This is a genomic window from Pseudoflavonifractor sp. (genome assembly GCF_050943825.1).
In the GTDB taxonomy this organism is placed as follows: domain Bacteria; phylum Bacillota; class Clostridia; order Oscillospirales; family Oscillospiraceae; genus Pseudoflavonifractor.
In genome coordinates this window covers 21,162-40,681 of sequence record NZ_JBMNPX010000001.1, presented here as the reverse complement: position 1 = coordinate 40,681, position 19,520 = coordinate 21,162, and the positions used below count along the sequence as shown (strand labels likewise).

Below are 19,520 nucleotides of genomic sequence, written 5' to 3'. Positions count from 1 at the left end.
CTTTTTTCTCATTTTGCAAGGGAATCGCGGTAAAACACTTGTCCAAACCGTAAAATAACGTCAAAAAGCGGCCCATTCTCAAAGAGAACAGGCCGCTTTCAGTCGGCAGTGCGAAATTACTCCGCGTCGGTACCGGTCTCGTCGCCGGCATCCTCAGCACCCTGAGCATCCTCCAGCAGAGCGCGGATGGACAGGGAAACCTTCTTGCGGTCCATGTCGATGTCGGTGATCTTCACGTCCACCATCTGGCCCTCGCTGAGCACATCGCCGGGCTTCTCGATGCGGTGATCAGCAATCTGGGAGATGTGGATCAGGCCGTCCACGCCGGGAACGATCTCGGCAAAGGCGCCGAAGGTCATCAGCTTGACAACCTTGACGTTGGCGGTGTCGCCCACGCCGTACTTGCTGGTGAACACAGTCCAGGGATCCTGGCTGCGGTCCTTCATGCCCAGGGAGATCTTCTTCTTCTCCTTGTCGAAGGAGATGACGTACACCTCCACGGTGTCGCCCACCTTCACCACCTCGGAGGGGTGCTTGATGCGGCTCCAGGAGAGCTCGGAGATGTGGACCATGCCGTCCACGCCGCCGATGTCCACGAAGGTGCCGTAGGAAGTCAGGGACTTCACGGTACCGGTGTACTTCTTGCCCTCCTCGATGTTCTCCCACACCTCGGCGGCCTTGGCGGCGCGCTCCTCGGCGGTGACAGCGCGGATGGAGCCCACCACACGGCGGCGGGCGCGGTTGACCTCAGTGATGCGGAGACGGACATGCTTCTTCAGCAGCTCGCTCATGGGAGTCTCACGGGGCAGGCCGGTCTGGGAGGCGGGCACGAACACCCGGACGCCCTTGATGCTGACCACAATGCCGCCCTTGTTCTCCTCGGTGACAACGCCCTCGACAGTGGTGTGATCCTCACGGGCCTGCTCAATGTCGTCCCAGCTCTTGACGGTGTCGAGACGCTTCTTGGACAGGGTAACAACACCCTCCTGATCGTTGACGCGCATGACGTAGGTCTCGATCTCGTCGCCTACGTGGACCAGATCTTCAACCTTTACAGTGGGATCGTCGGTCAGCTCAGACACCGGTATGTAACCGGCGTGCTTGGTGCCGAGATCAACATAGATCTCAGTGGGCGTAATGCCAGTGACAACGCCTGTAACCTTCTCCCCTGTATTTAAAGTTTTGATCGATTTCTCCAGCATTTCGGCGAAGGATTCCTCGATCTCCATGGTTTCGTCGCTCATTTTGTCATAGACCTCCTTTATAATCCACCCGGGCGTGGACGCACCCGCGGTGATTCCAATAGAAGCCTTCCCGTACAGGTTGGAAGGTTCCAGATCCCCTGCCCCTTCGATCCAGAGGACCTGAGGGCAGAGCGCTGCGCACAGCTCCGCGAGCCGTTTTGTATTGGAGCTTTTGCGGTCCCCAATGACAATCATGGCATCGCTTTTCGCGGCCAGAGCCTGAGCCGCTTCTTGGCGCTTGCACGTAGTACTACATATTGTATCAAAAACTTTTAAATTTGTACACTCTTTTTTTGCTTTTTCTACGCACAAATCCCAACTTTTTCTGGCAGCGGTGGTTTGGGAAACCAGAGTAAGGGGTTTTTTCCGGTTTTCGGAATCTTTCGCCAGCCATTTTTCCAGTGCTGACACATCGGCCAGAACCACCGGATGGAGACACCATCCGGCAATGGCGATGACCTCAGGGTGATCCGGCGTTCCGATAATAACGGGCTGCCTTCCCTCCTGCTCCGCCTGGGCCACAATCTTATGAATGCGGGACACGTTGGGACAGGTGGCGTCCAGAATCTCCCCCCGGGCACGCAGCGCCTCATGGACCGCTTTGGGTTCGCCGTGGGAGCGGATGATGACCACTGCGCCCTCCGGAACCTCCTCTGGACGCGCCACGCTGGTCAGCCCCATGGACTCCAGGCGGCGCACCACACTGTCGTTGTGGATCAGGCTGCCCAGCATCACACACCGCTTCCCGGAGGCCGCCGCCTGCTCTGCCATCTCCACAGCCCGCTTGACACCGTAGCAAAAGCCGGCGTGCTCCGCCATCGTCACACTGCTCATGCCGCCTTGGCCCCCAGGGCGCGGATACGCTCCATCAGATCCTCCGCGATCACCTTATATTCCTCTGCGGTTCCCTTCTTGCTCTCCACCTGAGGATAGTATGGCTCACCGATGATGATATTAGTAAAGCGGAACCAATTCTTTTTTTCCGGGATGTAGACCGGCACAATAGGCACACCGGTGCGGACGGCCAGCATAGCCGCGCCGCTCTTGGCCTCGCTCTCATGGCCGTGCTTATCCACGCCGTCCTTCACACGGGTTCCTTCGGGAAACAGCAACACTTTTTCGCCGCTCTTGAGGTACTTGATGGCGGTCTTGATGGCGGTCACGTCGGACTTACCGCGGTCAACGGCAAAGACTCCGGCCTTTTTCAGCAGCCAGCCCAGCACCGGGATGTTCATAAACTCCGACTTGGCCATGGGCCGCAGCTGGTACTTCCGCCCCACCGCCATCACCAGACAGACCGGGTCATTCAGACAGGAGTGGTTTGCGCAGAACAGGGCACCGCCCTCAGGCAGGTGCTCCTTTCCAATGGCCCGGCAGGGATGGCACAGGCTGAAAAAGGGCCAGATAATGGTCCAAAGGATGGAATACACGGTATATATGCTTTTCATGAGTCCAGACGCTCCTTAATGGTTTTCAGCAGCACCTCAAAGCTCTCCTCCAGAGAGTTGCCGGTGGTATCTACCGGTATGGCGTCCTCCGCCTGGCGCAGAGGGGCGGCAGCCCGCTGGGTGTCCTTCTCATCCCGGGCCACAATCTCAGACAGTACAGTGTTGTAATCGCTGTCCACGCCCCGCTCCTTCAGCTCCGCGTAACGGCGGCGGGCCCGATCCTCAGAAGTGGCCGTGAGGAAAATCTTCACATCCGCCTCCGGCAGCACCACAGTGCCGATATCCCGGCCGTCCATAATTACGTTCTGCCGCCGGGCCAACTCCCGCTGCATATCCATCAGGAATGCCCGCACCTCGGGGACTGCGGACACCATGGAGGCATACCGGGAGATCTCGGGCAGGCGGATCTCCTCGCTCACGTCCTCCTCATCCAGATACATATGCTGAAGGCCATCCGCGCCGTGGCGCAGGTCGATGGACAGCCCGGGCAGCATTCCAATCACGGCGCCGCTGTCCTCGGGCGAAATGCCGCTGCGGTAAGCGGCCAGCCCAACTGTGCGGTAAATGGCCCCTGTGTCCACATAGAGATACCCAAGGGATTTGGCCAGCATTCTGGCCAGTGTGCTCTTCCCCGCGCCGGACGGTCCGTCCACCGCGATACTTCTGTACTTCAACCCAAATCTCCTCCCGCCTGTAATACGGCCTCTGCGGCGGATTCCCCCGCCGCATGGCCGGTGGACCATGCAATCTGAAGATTAAAGCCACCGGTGTAGGCGTCGGCATCCAGCACCTCGCCTGCGAAGTAAACTCCCTTTACAAGCTTTGACTGCATTGTCTTCGGGTCCACTTCGGTGACCTTGATACCGCCGGAGGTTACAATGGCCTCCTCTACCGGCCGTGGGCCGGTAATTTCTACCGGGACCCCCTTGAGCAGCTCCAGCAGACGCCGGCGGCCCTCCCGTGTGACCGAATTGGCCTTTGTCTCCGCCGGAATACCGGTCAGCTCCACCAGCACCGGCGCCATCAGACGGGGCACCAGCCCATCCAGTACATTGTGGAACTCCCGGTTGGGGTTCTCACCCAAGTCCCGCAGAAGACGGGCATCCAGGGTCTTCTCGTCCAGTGCCGGCTTCATGTCAATCCAGACCGTGTAGTGGTCCTTGTCAAAGTCCCGCATATGGGCGCTGGCACTGAGAATCAGAGGGCCGGAGAGACCGAAGTGGGTGAACAGCATCTCCCCCTGCTCCTGGTAAATGACCTTTTTCTTGCTGTTTTTCACCTTAATTGCCACATTTCGCAGGGACAGTCCCTGCATTCTGCGGCACAGGTCTCCCTCCGCAACCAGAGGCACCAGGGAAGGCTTAGGCGGAACAATGGTGTGTCCCAGCGCCGCCGCCATCTGATAGCCGTCGCCGGTGGAGCCGGTCAGCGGATAGGAAACGCCGCCGGTGGCAAGGATAGCCGCCTTACAGCGATATTCCCCCCGCTCTGTGCGCACCTTCAGCCCTTCTCCGGCGGTGCAGATGTCCACCGCCCGCTCCTCCCGGATCTCCACTCCGGCGCGGCGCAGCCCCATCAGCAGGGCGTCGATGATATCCGCCGCCTTGTCAGACTGGGGGAACACCCGGTTCCCCCGCTCCGTCTTGAGCTTCACCCCCAAGGAGGAAAAGAGCTCTTTTACCGACGCGGGCGGAAAACGGGTCACCGAACTGGTGAGAAACCGGCTGTTGTGGGGAATATTCTTCAATACCTCGTCAGGGGCGCAGTCGTTGGTGACATTGCAGCGGCCCTTTCCGGTGATGTACAGCTTGCGGCCCAGCTTCTGGTTGCGCTCCAGCAGAATGACGGATGCGCCCCTCCGTGCCGCGGTCAGGGCGGCCATGCAGCCCGCCGCGCCGCCGCCAATGACAACAATATCTGTCTCTATGGTCAAGTTTCCGCGCTCCTATCTGTCCCATCTTCAATTTTTTCGTAGACCTCGTACTCGTCCCAGATCTTCTCCAGCTTCCCGAAGGTCTCGGAGAGGTCGTCGTTCTTCTTCCGGCCCACCGCTACAATCAAGGCGTTGACCAGGGAGAGGGGCGCCACAAGAGAGTCCACAAAGGAGGCCATATCGCTCTTGGCCAGCAGAGAATGGTCGGCAATGGCAGTCAGCGGAGATGCCTCGCTGTCTGTAATGGCCAGCACCGTAGCTCCCTGCTTCTGGGCAAACTCCATGGCGCGCACCGTCCGCCGGGAGTAACGCGGGAAGCTGACGCCGATAACCACGTCTCCCTCCCCCACCCGGAGCAACTGCTCAAAGAGCTCACTGGCAGCAGAGGTGTGCACCACGACCACATTATCGAAAATCAGGTTGAAGTAGAAGCCCAAAAAGCTGGTAATGGCCGAGGCAGAGCGGATACCCATAATATAGATCCGTCTGGCCGACACAATGGCATCCACAGAGGCGGTAAAGGCCTCCCGGCTGGTCTCCTCCATGGTCAGACGGATTTTCTCCATATCCGCCTGCATCACCATGGAGAGGATATCGTGGTCCCCGATGCGGTCATTTGACACCTCAATCCGCTGGATGCTGGTGAGCTTGTTGCGGATCATCTCCTGAAGCGCTTTCTGCATGGCGGGATATCCGTCATACCCCAGCTCCGCTGCAAAGCGGACCACGGTGGACTCGCTGACGTTCACCGTCTTGCCCAGCTTGCTGGCCGTCATGAAAGCAGCCTTGTCGTAGGACTCCAGGATGAAATTGGCAATGAGCTTCTGACCTTTGGAGAAGGTGCTCATATTGGACTGAATGGATGCTAAAACATCTCTCGGCATGAATGCAACCTCCTGCGTTGGCACAATGAAACCGCCCCATCCGGCCTTCTGCCTGCTGCGTCCAGGTCATGGGGCAAAGATACCGCGCATCAGCCGTACTTTTGGGCTGATGCGCGGGCAAGCCGAACTGCGGCTCACAAAATGCAGGCGGCTTTCCGCCTGTACATGATGTCTCGGAAAAATACGGCGCGGCTTTTATGCCGCGCAGGGCGCTGAATCAAAAAGAACTCAACTGACACTATGATAGCGGCTATCTGCGAGAAAATCAACTGTCTTTTCCCAAACGGACCGTTATGGCTCCTTTTCGCTCTCTGCGAGAGCCAGCCGTATCTCCTCTGCTGTCAGCAGCCGCCATTCTCCGGGGCGCAGCCGTCCCAGCATCAGGCGGCCCTCCCGCACCCGCTTGAGGCGCTTGACCTCCAGCCCCGCCAGGGCGCACATTCTGCGCACCTGCCGGTTGCGTCCCTCATGGATGACCACGGACAGTCTGGCCCGGTCAGCCCCCTCCCGGCTGAGCACACTAATCCGCGCGGGAGAAAGCGGCACGCCGTCCAGCTCCATGGGACCGGACAGGACAGGGATGGCCCGGTCCACATCCCCCGCCACCGTCACCAGGTACTCCTTTTCCACCTGGTGGCTGGGGTGAATCAGCCGCTGGGTAAAGTCTCCGTCGTCTGTCATCAGCAGCAGGCCCTCCGAGTCCAGGTCCAGCCGTCCCACCGGCCAGACCCGGGCGCCGCAGCCCGACACCAGCTGAGCCACGGTCCTGCGCCCCCGCTCATCGGAGAGGGTGGTCACATAGCCCCTGGGCTTGTAAAGCATCAGGTATGTATGGGCGGACACCGGGCGGACGGGCTTTCCGTCCAGCCGGATGTCATCCCGCTCGGGATCCGCCTTTTCCCCCAGTCCGGCGGTGCGGCCGTTGACCGTCACCCTGCCCGCCGTGAGGTACTCCTCCGCCCGCCGGCGGGAGGCCAGGCCGGCGGCGGACAATATTTTCTGGATTCTCTCTTCCATAGCTGCCTCCGTCAATCCCACTGTCGTTCACTGTATGAGGGCAGCGTCCGGGCATAAAATGCCGCCTGTACACCCTCACCGCGAAACAGGGAGAAAATTCGCTCCAAAATACTCTGGGACTGGACCGTGTTGCACTCCACACTGTGGGAGTACACCAGATAGGTGCTGCCCACCTCTCTGCCGTCCACATAATAGGTCAGGCTCCCGGCGATATCGCCTTCCTTCACCGGCGCTTCCACCTGATCCGGCAGGTCAATTTTGGCCGTCACCCGCTCTTCTTCTGCCAGCGGATAGCGGACGTCCCGCTCCACCTGGACCGGCACAAACCGGACCAGGCTCCCGGTAACGGGCAGCGTCCGGAAGTCCCGTCCGGCGGACGCAAGCAGGATGGACGGCCACTGGGAGAAGCCGTAGTCAAACATAGCCGCATGGTCCGCCCAGTCATTGGGGGCGTTCAAGGTGACGGCAATGAGCCGCTGCCCATCCCGCTCGGCACAGGACACCAAGGTCCGGCCCGCCGCGTCGGTATAGCCTGTCTTCATGCCCACACAGCCCTCGTACCGCCACAGCAGCTTGTTATGGTTGGTCATGGTCCGCCCCGCCATGGTGACGGACTTTGTGCTCACGATTTCGGCCAGGTCCGGCTGCTCCATGACCACAATGGCCAGCTTGGCCATGTCCGCAGCGGTGGAGTAATGTCCCTCTGCCGGCAGGCCGTTGGGGTTGACGAAGTAAGTGTGCTCCATGCCCAGCTCCTGGGCACGCAGGTTCATCCACTCCACAAAGGTGTCCGTATCCCCGGCGCAGAAGCCGGCAATGGCCAGAGCGGCGTCGTTGCCCGACACCAGCAGCAGGCCGTACAGCAGCTCCCGCAGGGTCAACTCCTCCCCTTCCCGCAGGTACATGGAGGAGCCCTCCGCCAGCGTCCACTCCTTTTCAATGGTCACGGTTCTGTCCAGGTCAGAGGTGGACTCCACGGCCACCAGGGCGGTCATCAGCTTGGTAATACTGGCAATGGCCCGCTCCTCGTCCGCATTTTTCTCCATCAGCACCCGTCCGCTCTCCGCATCCACCAGAATGGCGCAGGAGGCCGAGACGCCCGGCGCTCCGGCAGCTCCGGCGGACAGCGGGAACCAGGTCAGGCACAGTACAGCGGCCGTTACAGCCGCGAAAACCCGCTTCATACAGCATCACCTCAGAGCGCCCGTCGGCAGCACGCCCCAGACGCAAGTTGATGCTAGTATGAGCCAAATCGGGCCGGAGCATACCTGAAATCAGAAGGTATCCGTTGTCTCCGCCTTCTTCTCCTGCTGCTTCTCGATGAAGCCGGTCACCTTGTCGATGACTTCGGGCACCATCTCCACCACCCGGTCCACCGTGGTTCCGGGAGGCGGCGCGATGGGCAGCATGCGTACCGTATCCCCCTTGACAATGAGGAAGGCAATGGGCATGATGTTCACGCCGGCGCCGCTGCCGCCGCCAAAGGAGTTGTCAGCCTCGGGCTTCTGGTTCTTGGTGGTAAAATCGCTGCCGCCGGAGGCAAAGCCGAAGCTCACCTTGGACACAGGGATAATGGTCACGTCTCCCGCTACAATGGGCTTGCCCACGATGGTATTCACGTCCACCATCTCGCGGATCTTCTGCATGGTGGTGCTCATCAGGTCGCCGATGGGATGCTGCTTGTTTTCCATAGTCAGACCGCCTCTTTCTTTGTTTGCTCTTGGTTCCGTCCGGACCACAGTTTCAGAAATTTCATTCACAACGTCAGGGCCAGTACAACCGCCTGCCCCAGCCGCAGGGAGAAGGATGCGTAGAGATAGGCCTCCGGCTCGGTCAGATTGAAGTCCACCTTCGTCCTGATGCGCCGGTCGCCAATATTGAAATTATTCTCCAGCAAGGGCCAGATCATACCGATTGCCGCGTTTACGCCGCCAAAGCCCAAGGCCGCCATGGCCGGGTCGGGGGCTGCCGCCGTCACATCCAGCAGGAGCCTGTCCACCCGTACCTTGCGCCGCAGCTGTCCCGCCGCGTCCGCCACAAGGGGGAGCATGGCCTTCAGTGTGTCCAGCTGTCCGCCCAGCTTTGGCTCCGGCTGCTCCTCCTGGGGCTTGGCACTCTTTTTTGCACGCTTGGGCTTTTTCTCCCCGCTCTTTTTCCTGGGCTTGGGCGGGTACACCTGAATGCGCAGCGGTCCCGCGCGCAGATGGACCAGCGTACCGGAACGGCTGTACTCCACCGTACCGCCCACCCGGATCAGAGAGAGCAGCACCAGCGCAGCGACGATTGCCCCCAGGACAATCCATACCGTCATGCGCTCACGCCTCCGTCCCTTCGCCGCCGGGCTGCTCTTCGCCCTCTGTCTGCGCTGCGGCCTCTTGCTCCGCCTTCAGCCGCTCCAGATTAGCCTGCATCTCCATGGTGATCTGTCCGTCCTCCGGGCTGGCACTGGGAAGCTCGGGCAGCTCCTCCAGACTGCTCAGGCCGAAGGACCGCAGGAAGGTCTGGGTGGTGCGGTAGAGAATGGGGCGTCCGGGCACAGCCAGGCGTCCGCACTCTTCAATCAGGTCCCGCTCCAGCAGCAGGCCCACGGTATAGGCGCTGTCCACACCGCGGATCTGGTCCACATAGGCTCGGGTGGTGGGCTGATAGTAGGCAATGATGGCCAGCACCTCCAGGGCGGGCTGGGACAGCCGGGCGGGCCGGCGGCTCTCAAAGGCCCGGCGGATGCAGTCGGCGTGCTCCGGCGCGGAGCAGAGCTGATAGCTGTTCTCCAGCCGCAGCAGACGCACACCCCGGCGCTCGTAGCTGTAATAGTCGGCCAGCCGCTGGCAGACGGCGTCCACGGTGGCCCGATCCAGGTCCAGCGCCATGCACAGCCGCTCCACGCCCACCGGGTCACCGGCGGCAAAGAGAATCCCCTCAATGGCGGACTCTATCTCCTTTACTTCCATGCGCAGTCCTCCGTGTGTCGTCAGTTCACGTCCGTGGTAAATTCAAAATCCTCCGCCGCCTCGTCGGTGCAGGTCACCGTGCAGTCGGTCTCCGTACCCGCCAGACGCACCCGCCGGGCACGGCACAGCTCCAGCACGGCGATAAAGGTGGCCACAATCTCACTGCGGCTGCGGTTGCCCTTGAACAGCGCCCGGAACCGGGTCACGCCGAAGCGGATGAGCTGCCGGAGAATCTCCCCCGCCTTGTCGGCCACCGGGTAGGGCTCCCGGCCCACAATGCCCTCAAAGGCTGCCATGGGCGGCGGAAGCCGGTTGTCCGACCGCTCCAGCACCGCCAGCATGGCCCGCCGCAGGTCCTCCGGCTTGTGGACATAGCGGTAAATTTTATTGGTGGGAATCATCTCGGGAGTCTTGGTGATATAATCCCGGCCCACCTCGTTGCGGTCGGCCAGGGTGGGAATCACCGCCTTGATGCGGTTGAAGCTCTCATGGCGCTGGTGCTCCTCCAGGGAGGCGATGAGCTGCTCCATCTCAGAGAGGGCCTCCTCATCGTGGATGGAGAGGAGCATTCTGGTCTTGATGAACACCAGCTGGGCCGCCATGGCCACAAACTCGCTGGCCACCTCCAGGTCCATCTCCTTGCGCTTGTTCATCCAGTCCATGTACTGGTCCAGAATCACTGCGATCTGGATGTCCTTGATCTCCATCTTATTCTTGGCCAGAAGGCTGAGGATCAGGTCCAGGGGGCCGGTAAAGTCCTCCATGTCCTCTGTCTTTGCCTTGACCACCTTTTCCAGATGAAAAATCGGCGTCTCTATGTCACTCACCCCAGAAAATCCAGAATCTGCGAGCCGATCACCAGCGCCTCCCAGGGCAGCCCGGTGACCCGGCAGAGAAATTGCAGCACGCCGTTGATGCAGAAGGACAGCGGGCCGTCCAGCACATTGAAGAACACCAGAGCTATGACCGCAATCATGATATAGCGCTCATAGCGCAGGATGGTGTAGTACGCCCGGTCGGGCAGAAAAGAAAAGAGCACCTTGGAGCCGTCCAGGGGCGAGATGGGGATCAGGTTGAACAACCCAAGGCCCACACTCAGAATAGCCACATTGCACAGAAAATAAAACACAACCAGCAACACCATGCTGTCTGTAGGCAGCAGAAAACGGTACACCAGAGAGCAGATCAGCATGGTCACAATGGCCATCAGGAAGTTGGAGACAGGCCCCGCCAGGGCGGTGATGGCCATGCCCCGCTTGGGGTTCCTGAAGTAGCGCATATCCACCGGCACCGGTTTGGCCCAGCCCACGCCCGCAAAGATCATCATCAGAAAGCCGATGGGATCCAGGTGTTTGATGGGGTTGATGGTAAGCCGCCCCATCTGCTTGGCAGTGGGGTCCCCCAGACGGTAGGCCACATAGCCGTGGGAGAGCTCATGGAAGGTGATGCACACCAGCGCCGCCGCCGCGCTCACCAGCAGGGAGAGCAGCCCCATCCAGTTCATATTCGCCATGTAGTCCATTACTCTGTGCACAAAAAAATCCCCTTTCGCGGGTCACCGCCGCCCCACAGCAGGGGCGTCACCCTGGGAACCGCTCCAAAGCAGGATGCGGAATCAATCATAGAGAAAATATTATATCAAAGATGGAGGAAAAACACAAGGAGAAGCCCTTTCCTGTCACTCTCACAAATTCCGCTAGATGTCACACAGGGAGAAAAACCGGCCCGAAAACTCCTTTCGTTTTCGGGCCGGCCGAGATTTACCGGATATAGGTACGGAGGGTACCGATGCCCTCAATCTCCACCTCTACCACGTCGCCGGGCTGCATGGCCCCGATACCCGCGGGGGTACCGGTGGTGACCACGTCGCCGGGCTCCAGGGTCATGGAGGCGGTGATGAACTCCATCAGCGCCGGGATTTTGGTCATAAACAGAGATGTGCGGGAGCTCTGTACGGTCTTGCCGTTGAGCCGGGTCTCGATTTTCAGGTCAGAGCCATCCACCTCGTCGGCCACCAGAGGACCAATGGGTGCAAAGCCGTCCATGCTCTTGCCCCGGCTCCACTGGCCGTCCGACTTCTGGATATCACGGGCCGTCACGTCGTTGAGGCAGGTGTAGCCCAGTATGTAGTCTCCATACTCCTCTGCCTTCACATTCTTGGCCCGCTTTTTCACTACAAAGGCCAGCTCACCCTCATAGTCCAGCCGCTCCACAAAGCCGGGTGCAGACACCTCGCCTTCGGGGTGGTTGACCGTGTTGGGCGCCTTGATGAAGAGGATGGGCCGGTCGGGCACACCCTCCCCCATCTCCATGGCGTGGTCGTAGTAGTTCTTGCCCACGCAGATAATCTTGGTGGGCTCGCAGGGCGCCAGCAGACGGCACTGCTCCAGGGGCAGGCGCCCGCCGTCAAAGGCCAGCTCCTCATAGGGCGCCTTGGCCAGGGTGAGAACTTCATCCCCCTTCAGCACGCCCCAAATCGCCTTTCTATCCCGTTCAATCCGTACCAGCTTCATTCCGACTCCCCCATGCTCTTCAGGATTTCACTCAGAAGCTCCTGCCGTCCCTCTCCCTTCTCAGCCGAGAAGGGAATCACCTTTACATCATCAGGCAGACCAAGGGTTTCCCGAATACGGGCCAGGTTGGGCTCAATCTCGCTCTTGCGGAGCTTGTCCAGCTTATTGGCCACCACCAGGAAGGGCTTCCCACACTGCTTGAACCACTCGGCCATGGTGCAGTCGTCCGCCGTGGGCTTGTGGCGGGCGTCCACCACCATGATGCCCAGAGTCATCAGGGCGTTGTCCGCAAACCAGTTCTCAATCAGCCGGCCCCAGCGGTCCCGCTCCGCCTGGGACACCTTGGCATAGCCGTAGCCCGGCAGATCCACCAGATAGAGCTTCTCGTCAATGAGGAAATAGTTGATGTGGGTGGTCTTGCCGGGAGCCGCGCCTACACGGGCCAGGTTCTTCCGCAGCAAAATCTTGTTGATCACCGAGGACTTGCCCACGTTGGACCGGCCGGCAAAGACTACCTGAGGCAGGCCGTCCCGGGGAAAATCCGCCGATTTGGCGGCTGAACGGACAAATTTTGCCCGCTGCAAATTCAAAGCCATGGTGCCGCGCCTCCTTTACTGCTTGATGCGGACATCGTTATCCGTGCGGCGGGGCTCCGCCAACGGAGCCGCCGGGGTCACTTCCCCGCCCGTGCACTCCTGACACAGCGCCTCAGCCAGAGCCTGGTCCGCCTCCTCAATGGGAACAAAGTGGAGCGCCGAGCGGACGGTCTGGTCGATCTCCTCCAGGTCCTTCACGTTGTCCGCCGGAATAAGCACCGTGCGGATGCCATTGCGCAGGGCGGCCATGGTCTTTTCCTTCAGGCCGCCGATGGCCAAGGCTCTTCCGCGTAAAGTGATTTCGCCTGTCATAGCTACATCCTGCCGGACCGGCGTACCGGTCAGGGCGGACACCATGGCCACGGTGATGGCAATGCCGGCGGAGGGGCCGTCCTTGGGCACCGCACCCTCAGGGAAATGGACGTGGATGTCCTTTGTCTTATAGAAATCAGGCTCAACGCCCAGCCGGGCCGCCCGGCTGCGAATATAGGTGAGGGCCGCGTGGGCAGACTCCTTCATCACGTCGCCCAGGTTGCCGGTCAGCTCAATCTTGCCGCTGCCGGGCACCACATTGGCCTCCACCTCCAGCAGCTCGCCGCCCACCTGGGTCCAGGCCAGGCCGTTGACCACGCCCACCAGAGCCTGAGTGGGACGCTTCTCCGGCTGATAGCGGCGCACTCCCAGCAGGCTCTCCAGGTTATCTCCTGTAACGTTTACAGACTTTACACTATCTGTCACAACACGCATTGCCGCCTTGCGGCACACAGCGGCCAGCTGCCGCTCCAGCACGCGGACGCCGGACTCCCGGGTATACCCGGAGATAATCTCCCGGATGGCATCGTCGGTGATGCGCAGCTGCGTCTTCTTCAGGCCGTGGCGCTTGAGCTCCTTGGGCAGAAGGTGCCGCTTGGCAATCTGCAGCTTCTCCTCGTCGGTATAGCTGGTCAGCTCAATGACCTCCATCCGGTCCAGCAGAGGCCGGGGGATGGTGTCCGTGGTGTTGGCAGTGGTGATGAAGAGCACATCGGACAGGTCAAAGGGCAGCTCCAGGAAGTTATCCCGGAAGGTCCCATTCTGCTCCCCGTCCAGCACCTCCAGCAGCGCCGAGGATGGGTCGCCGTGGATGTCGGAGGCCAACTTGTCTATCTCGTCCAACAGCAGTAAAGGATTATTACTTCCCGCCTGCTTGATGGCAGAGATGATGCGTCCGGGCATTGCGCCCACGTATGTCTTGCGGTGGCCGCGGATTTCCGCCTCGTCGTGGACGCCGCCCAGGGAGATGCGGGCGAGCTTGCGGTTGGTGGCTCTGGCCACGGACATGGCGATGGAGGTCTTGCCCACGCCGGGCGGGCCTACCAGGCAGAGCACCTGCCCCTTCAGCTCGGGGGCCAGCTGCTTGACAGCCAGGAACTCCAGAATCCGCTCCTTCACCTTCTCCAGGCCGAAGTGGTCCCCGTCCAGCACCTTCCGGGCGGCGGCCACGTCCACCCGCTCTTTGGTCTTCTTGTTCCAGGGCAGTTCCAGGCATACATCCAGATAATTGCGCAGCACAGTGGCCTCGGCGGAGCCAAAGGGCTGCTTCTCCAGCCGCCCCAGCTCCTTGTGCAGCTTCTCCTCCACCTCGGCGGGCAGCTTGGCCTGGGCAATTTTCTGCCGGTACTCCTCTATCTCGCTGTCGCCGTCAGGGTCCTCGCCCAGCTCCTGGCGGATGACCTTCAGCTGCTCCCGCAGTACAAAGTCCCGCTGGCTCCGGCTCAGTCCCTCCCGCACCTTGTTCTGCATGGACTGCTCCAGCTCCAGAATCTCAACCTCCCGGCGGAGCATCTGCTGGAGCTTTTCCAGCCGTCGGACAGGGCGCAGCTCCTCCAGGATGACCTGCTTGTCCTCCCCGCGCATGACGATGTTCTGGGCGATATAGTCGGCAATATAGCCAGGGTCGTCGCTGGCCATTACGCTCAGGAGCACATCCGGCGTCATTCTGGGCGCCAGCTCGGCATATGCCTCAAACAGGTCATAGGTCTGACGGATCAGGGCCTCGGTTCTGGCGGAATTCTTCACCGCCTCCCCCGTTTCAATCTCCTCCACCTGTGCCTGGAGATAGGGCGCGGTCTGGGTCAGGGTCTCCAGGCGGCCCCGGGCCAAACCCTCCACCATGACGCGCACATTGTCCCCCGGCATCCGAAGGATCTGCCGCACCGTGGACACGGTGCCGATGGTGTACAGGTCATTCTGCCGGGGATTCTCCACCATCAAGTCCCGCTGGGCCACCAGGAAGATGGGCTGGCTGTTGGTCATAGCCTCGTCCAGCGCCTTGATGGAGGCCTCCCGGCCCACATCGAAGTGCATCAGCATATTGGGGAAAATGGTCAGGCCCCGCAGTGCCAGGGCGGGCATAACGGAGGATATCTTCTGTTCAGACATGGATTTCACTTCCTTCTCAGGGAATGCGAAAGGGGCGGGAGCCACAATCCCCCGCCCCTCAGAATGTTACAGCTGTCTCCCCGTGAGGACGGACGCTTTTTTCAATCTCAGGACACGTTGCCCTGAGCCGGCATGCCGCCCCGCTCCGCCCGAAGCGCGGCGCCGCCAAGGCGGGGCCGTTCGGTCCGGTTGGGGTCGCGCTCGATGATGGGCTGGGCGTGGTCCCGGATGGTCTCCGCCGTGATGGTCACACCGGTAATGGTGGGATCGGAGGGCACGTCATACATAATCTGGGTCACGCTCTCCTCCAGCACGGCGCGCAGACCGCGGGCACCAATCTCCCGCTCAATGGCCTTGTCAGCCGCGGCCTCCAAGGCTGCGGGCTCAAAGCGCAGGGCCACATTGTCGTACTCCAGCAGCTTTTCGTACTGCTTCACCAGAGCGTTCTTGGGCTCGGTGAGAATCTGCACCAGCTGCTCCTTGTTCAGGGCCCGCAGGGTGGTCACCACAGGCAGACGGCCCACCAGCTCGGGGATGATACCGAACTTGATGAGGTCATGGGGCTGGACATCCTTGAGCACGGCGGAGCGGTCCAGCTCCTTCTTGCTCTTGATCTCCGCACCAAAGCCCATGGTCTTGCGGTCCTGACGCTGCTCGATGATCTTCTCCAGACCGTCAAAGGCGCCGCCGCAGATAAAGAGGATGTTCTTGGTGTTGAGCTGAATGAACTCCTGGTGGGGGTGCTTGCGGCCGCCCTGGGGCGGGACATTGGCCACCGTGCCCTCCAGGATCTTCAGCAGTGCCTGCTGGACGCCCTCGCCGGACACATCGCGGGTGATGGAGGTATTCTCGCTCTTGCGGGCGATTTTGTCCATCTCGTCGATGTAGATGATGCCGCGCTCGGCCAGCTCAATGTCGAAGTCAGCGGCCTGGACCAGACGCAGGAGGATGTTCTCCACGTCATCGCCCACATAGCCGGCCTCGGTCAGGGTGGTGGCGTCGGCAATGGCGAAGGGCACCTTCAGAATCCGGGCCAGGGTCTGGGCGAAGAGGGTCTTGCCGCTGCCGGTGGGGCCCACCAGCAGGATGTTGCTCTTCTGGAGCTCCACGTCCTCCCCGCCGCCGAAGTAGATCCGCTTGTAGTGGTTGTACACCGCCACCGAGAGGGCCACCTTGGCCTCCTCCTGGCCGATGATGTACTGGTCCAGCACATCACGAATCTCCCTGGGAGTGGGAATGACATCGGGGATGTCGGGGCTCACCTGCTCCTCGGGATCATAGGTGTCGTCCAGGATGCTCATGCACAGGTGGACGCACTCATTGCAGATATAGGCACCGGGTCCCGCGATGATACGGTTGACCTGCTCCTGATGCTTGCCGCAGAAGGAGCAGCGAACCGATTTCTTTTCGTCGTTTTTTGCCATATCATTACCTCTTGACTCTCTGTTCGATTGCGGCGGCGCCGGGCGGAGCCTGCCCGGCCCTTAGCTGCCGCGGCCTTTCCGCCGCGGGCCGCCGCCGAAGCAATGCTGGAACAGCGCGGGGGCACAGAATGCTCCCGCGCTGTCTTGGGGTTATCTCTGGTAGATGACCTTGTCGATCAGGCCATACTCACAGGCTTCCTCCGCGGACATGAAGTTGTCGCGCTCGCAGTCGGCCGTGACTACCTCCACCGGCTTGCCGGTGTTGTCAGCCAGGATCTTGTTCATCCGCTTCTTGATGATCTCCAGGCGCTTGAGGTGGATTGCCATGTCGGTAATCTGACCCTGAGTGCCGGCAGAGGGCTGGTGAATCATAATCTCCGCATTGGGGAGGGCCAGCCGCTTGCCCTTGGTGCCCGAGGACAGCAGGAACGCGCCCATGCTGGCCGCCATGCCGATGCAGATGGTGGACACGTCGCACTTGACATACTGCATGGTGTCATAGATGGCCATGCCGTCGGTTACAGAGCCGCCGGGGCTGTTGATATAGAACTGGATGTCCTTGTCCGGGTCCTGGGCCTCCAGATAGAGCATCTGGGCCACGACCAGGCTGGCGGTGGTGGCGTTGACCTCCTCGCCCAGGAAAATGATACGATCATTCAGCAGGCGGGAAAAAATGTCATAGGAGCGCTCACCGCGGTTGGTCTGCTCCACTACATAGGGTACTAAGCTCATGGTTCATGATCTCCTTTGTTGGATGTAGGGACGCGGGAAGAGGCATGCTTCCCCGTCCGGCACGTCCGCTCCCATCTCACCCCAGGGCACACACACCTGGCGGAGCGGCGGGCAGTCATACTGCTAAAGTATACCCGCCGATTGGAATCTTATTCCTCGGTCTTGGGCTCCTCGCCCTCAGCCTTGGGCTCCTCAGCCTCGGCCTTCTTGGTGGTTCTCTTGCGGGGAGCGGCCTTCTTCTTGGGCTTCTCCTCAGTCTCGGCCTTCTCAGCCTCGCCCACCTTGCCGTTGCTGTACACAACCTCGGCGGCCTTCTTGGTCTTGAGCTCCTTGACCAGCTCGCTCTCCACCACGGCGGCCTTCACCTGCTCCACAGGCATGCTGTACTGCTCGGCCAGGCGGTTGAACTCGGCCTCCTTCTCCTCGTCGGAGATCTCGATGTTCTCGGCGGCGGCGATGGCGTCCAGAGCCAGCTCCACCTGGATCTGATGCAGGGCGCCGTCCTTGGCCTGCTCACGCATGGCCTCCTTGGTCATGCCCATCATCTGCAGATAGCTCTCGAAGGGGATGCCCTGGGAGGTGATACGGCGGGCATAGTCGTCCATCATCTGGTCGGCACGGTAGTCCACCATGGCCTCGGGGATCTCAACCTCCATGTTGGCCACAACCTGCTCCAGCAGAGCGTTCTCGAAGTTCTCCTGAGCCTGCTTCTCGCGGCGCTCAGTCACCTTCTTGCTCAGGTCAGCCTTGAAGTCGGCCAGAGTCTCAAACTCGGACACGTCCTTGGCGAACTCGTCGTCCACGGTGGGGACCTTCTTCTCCTTGACTTCGTTGATCTTCACGTGGAAGACAACGGGCTTGCCGGCCAGGTCGGCGTGATAGTCCTCGGGGAAGGTGATGTCGATGTCCTTCTCCTCGCCGGCCTTCATGCCCACCAGCTGATCCTCGAAGCCGGGAACAAAGGCGCCGGAGCCCAGCTCCAGGCTGTGACCCTCGGCCTTGCCGCCCTCAAAGGGCACGCCGTTGTCAAAGCCCTCGAAGTCCAGCACCACGGTGTCGCCCAGCTGAGCCTCGCGGTCCACGGCCACCAGGCTGGTAGCGCGCTGGATGTAGGGCTTGAGCTCGTTCTCGATGTCCTCGTCGGTGACGTTGACCTCAGCCTTGGGGGCGGTGAGACCCTTGTACTCGCCCAGCTTCACCTCGGGGCGCACAGTGACGGTAGCCTTGAAGGAGAAGCCGCCCTTGCCGGCGTCCAGGATCTCCATGTCGGGCCAGGCCACAACGTCCAGGTTCTCCTGCTCAATGGCCTGGCTGTAGGCCTGGGGATAGATCTCATTGATGGCATCTTCGTAGAACACGCCGGAGCCGTACATGCCCTCGATGATCTTGCGGGGGGCGTGGCCCTTGCGGAAGCCGGGGACAGCGATCTTGCCGCGCTGCTTCTTATAGACCTTGTCGATGGCGGCCTCGAACTCCTCGCCGCTCACCTCGATGATGAGCTCAACCTTGCTCTTCTCCTGCTTCTCTACGCTTTTGACATTCATCTTGTTATTTCCTCCTGTCAGCACCGGGACAAAAAATTGTACCATCCGGGTGCCTATTTGCGTTATCCGATTTATACTACCAGATCTTTTTCTAAATTACCAGTCTTTTTTCGAATTATTCACAGATTCTTTGCGGCTCGAAGTTGAGATAATCCGCAGACACCAAGTGATACTCCACCGCGCCGCACCTTCCCTCGATGGCCAGCCGGTGGCTGCCGCCGTGGAGATGGCCGTAGTAGCACCCCTGTACGCCGTAGCGTTCCAGCAGGGCGATGATCTCCGGGCAGGTGTATCCCTGGTAGCGGGGCGGGTAGTGGAGAAAGCAGAGCTTCTCCCTCTCCCCCGCCGCCTTCAGCGACGCCTCCAGCCGGATGAGCTCCCGGTTGAACACCTTCTCATTGTGGCCGTTCTGGTCCTCCTCGTAGAACCAGCCCCGGGTGCCGCAGAGGGCCAGGTCGCCGTATTCCCCGCAGTTGTTGTGAAGAATCGTCAGGGTGTTAAAGCCGTTCTCTGCGAAAAACTTGTTCATCTTGGCGGCGGTGGTCCACCAGTAGTCGTGGTTTCCCTTCAAAATATATTTCCTTTTTCCGGGAAGGCCGTCCAGAAAGGCGAAGTCCTCCCTGGCCTGCTGGAGGCTCATGCCCCAGGAGATGTCCCCGCAGAGCACCACGGTATCCTCCGGCCCAACCCGCTCAAAGCCCCGCTTCAGCTTGTCCACATACCCGGTCCAGTTGCCGCCGAACACGTCCATGGGCTTGTCCACGGCCAGGGACAGGTGGGTATCTCCGATTGCGTAAAGGGCCATGCCATACC

The 19,520-nt window shown here is 60.8% G+C and carries 19 protein-coding genes; all 19 read right to left on the bottom strand.

What is annotated here, in order from left to right; translation table 11 throughout:
• Window positions 1-116: 116 nt before the first annotated feature.
• Window positions 117-2,078 (bottom strand): bifunctional 4-hydroxy-3-methylbut-2-enyl diphosphate reductase/30S ribosomal protein S1, encoded by a 1,962-nt coding sequence (locus tag ACOX7T_RS00220; protein ID WP_433438722.1) that lies wholly within the window; start codon window positions 2,076-2,078, stop codon window positions 117-119.
• The gene (locus tag ACOX7T_RS00215; protein ID WP_433438720.1) at window positions 2,075-2,692 is read right to left on the bottom strand and encodes a lysophospholipid acyltransferase family protein; all 618 of its coding nucleotides are present in this window, start codon (window positions 2,690-2,692) and stop codon (window positions 2,075-2,077) included. The genes ACOX7T_RS00220 and ACOX7T_RS00215 overlap by 4 nt, the downstream gene beginning before the upstream one ends.
• Window positions 2,689-3,366 (bottom strand): (d)CMP kinase, encoded by a 678-nt coding sequence (gene cmk / locus ACOX7T_RS00210; RefSeq protein ID WP_433438718.1) that lies wholly within the window; start codon window positions 3,364-3,366, stop codon window positions 2,689-2,691. Before cmk ends, ACOX7T_RS00215 begins: the two co-directional genes overlap by 4 nt.
• On the bottom strand, window positions 3,363-4,625 hold the full coding sequence (locus tag ACOX7T_RS00205) for an NAD(P)/FAD-dependent oxidoreductase (RefSeq protein WP_433438716.1): 1,263 nt from the start codon (window positions 4,623-4,625) through the stop codon (window positions 3,363-3,365). The genes cmk and ACOX7T_RS00205 overlap by 4 nt, the downstream gene beginning before the upstream one ends.
• Entirely contained in the window at window positions 4,622-5,509 is an 888-nt protein-coding gene (locus ACOX7T_RS00200; protein ID WP_433438714.1) for a MurR/RpiR family transcriptional regulator, read from the bottom strand. Before ACOX7T_RS00200 ends, ACOX7T_RS00205 begins: the two co-directional genes overlap by 4 nt.
• Window positions 5,510-5,800: 291 nt before the next feature.
• Window positions 5,801-6,526 (bottom strand): pseudouridine synthase, encoded by a 726-nt coding sequence (locus ACOX7T_RS00195; RefSeq protein ID WP_433438712.1) that lies wholly within the window; start codon window positions 6,524-6,526, stop codon window positions 5,801-5,803.
• 11 nt (window positions 6,527-6,537) lie between these two features.
• Window positions 6,538-7,710 carry a D-alanyl-D-alanine carboxypeptidase family protein gene (locus ACOX7T_RS00190; RefSeq protein ID WP_433438711.1) on the bottom strand — a complete coding sequence of 391 codons (1,173 nt, stop codon included), beginning with the start codon at window positions 7,708-7,710 and terminating at the stop codon, window positions 6,538-6,540.
• A gap of 90 nt (window positions 7,711-7,800) precedes the next feature.
• The gene (gene ytfJ, locus ACOX7T_RS00185; protein ID WP_433438709.1) at window positions 7,801-8,217 is read right to left on the bottom strand and encodes a GerW family sporulation protein; all 417 of its coding nucleotides are present in this window, start codon (window positions 8,215-8,217) and stop codon (window positions 7,801-7,803) included.
• A gap of 65 nt (window positions 8,218-8,282) precedes the next feature.
• On the bottom strand, window positions 8,283-8,837 hold the full coding sequence (locus tag ACOX7T_RS00180) for a DUF2953 domain-containing protein (protein ID WP_433438707.1): 555 nt from the start codon (window positions 8,835-8,837) through the stop codon (window positions 8,283-8,285).
• A 4-nt stretch (window positions 8,838-8,841) separates the two neighbouring features.
• Entirely contained in the window at window positions 8,842-9,477 is a 636-nt protein-coding gene (gene scpB, locus ACOX7T_RS00175) for an SMC-Scp complex subunit ScpB (RefSeq protein ID WP_433438705.1), read from the bottom strand.
• Window positions 9,478-9,497: 20 nt separating this feature from the next.
• The gene (locus tag ACOX7T_RS00170; protein WP_433438703.1) at window positions 9,498-10,304 is read right to left on the bottom strand and encodes a segregation and condensation protein A; all 807 of its coding nucleotides are present in this window, start codon (window positions 10,302-10,304) and stop codon (window positions 9,498-9,500) included.
• A complete protein-coding gene (locus tag ACOX7T_RS00165) occupies window positions 10,301-11,011 on the bottom strand; it encodes a site-2 protease family protein (RefSeq protein ID WP_433438701.1) in 711 nt (236 codons plus the stop codon). The genes ACOX7T_RS00170 and ACOX7T_RS00165 overlap by 4 nt, the downstream gene beginning before the upstream one ends.
• 226 nt (window positions 11,012-11,237) lie before the next feature.
• Entirely contained in the window at window positions 11,238-11,990 is a 753-nt protein-coding gene (locus ACOX7T_RS00160; protein WP_433438699.1) for a fumarylacetoacetate hydrolase family protein, read from the bottom strand.
• Entirely contained in the window at window positions 11,987-12,586 is a 600-nt protein-coding gene (gene yihA, locus ACOX7T_RS00155) for a ribosome biogenesis GTP-binding protein YihA/YsxC (RefSeq protein ID WP_433438697.1), read from the bottom strand. Before yihA ends, ACOX7T_RS00160 begins: the two co-directional genes overlap by 4 nt.
• Window positions 12,587-12,601: 15 nt before the next feature.
• Window positions 12,602-15,007 carry an endopeptidase La gene (lon, locus tag ACOX7T_RS00150; protein WP_433438695.1) on the bottom strand — a complete coding sequence of 802 codons (2,406 nt, stop codon included), beginning with the start codon at window positions 15,005-15,007 and terminating at the stop codon, window positions 12,602-12,604.
• A 107-nt stretch (window positions 15,008-15,114) separates the two neighbouring features.
• Entirely contained in the window at window positions 15,115-16,431 is a 1,317-nt protein-coding gene (gene clpX, locus ACOX7T_RS00145; RefSeq protein WP_433438693.1) for an ATP-dependent Clp protease ATP-binding subunit ClpX, read from the bottom strand.
• Window positions 16,432-16,581: 150 nt separating this feature from the next.
• Window positions 16,582-17,163: an ATP-dependent Clp endopeptidase proteolytic subunit ClpP gene (gene clpP / locus ACOX7T_RS00140; RefSeq protein ID WP_433438691.1), complete on the bottom strand. Its 582-nt coding sequence runs from the start codon at window positions 17,161-17,163 to the stop codon at window positions 16,582-16,584.
• Window positions 17,164-17,312: 149 nt separating this feature from the next.
• The gene (tig, locus tag ACOX7T_RS00135) at window positions 17,313-18,707 is read right to left on the bottom strand and encodes a trigger factor (RefSeq protein WP_433438689.1); all 1,395 of its coding nucleotides are present in this window, start codon (window positions 18,705-18,707) and stop codon (window positions 17,313-17,315) included.
• 115 nt (window positions 18,708-18,822) lie between these two features.
• Window positions 18,823-19,512: a metallophosphoesterase gene (locus tag ACOX7T_RS00130; protein ID WP_433438687.1), complete on the bottom strand. Its 690-nt coding sequence runs from the start codon at window positions 19,510-19,512 to the stop codon at window positions 18,823-18,825.
• Window positions 19,513-19,520: the final 8 nt, after the last annotated feature.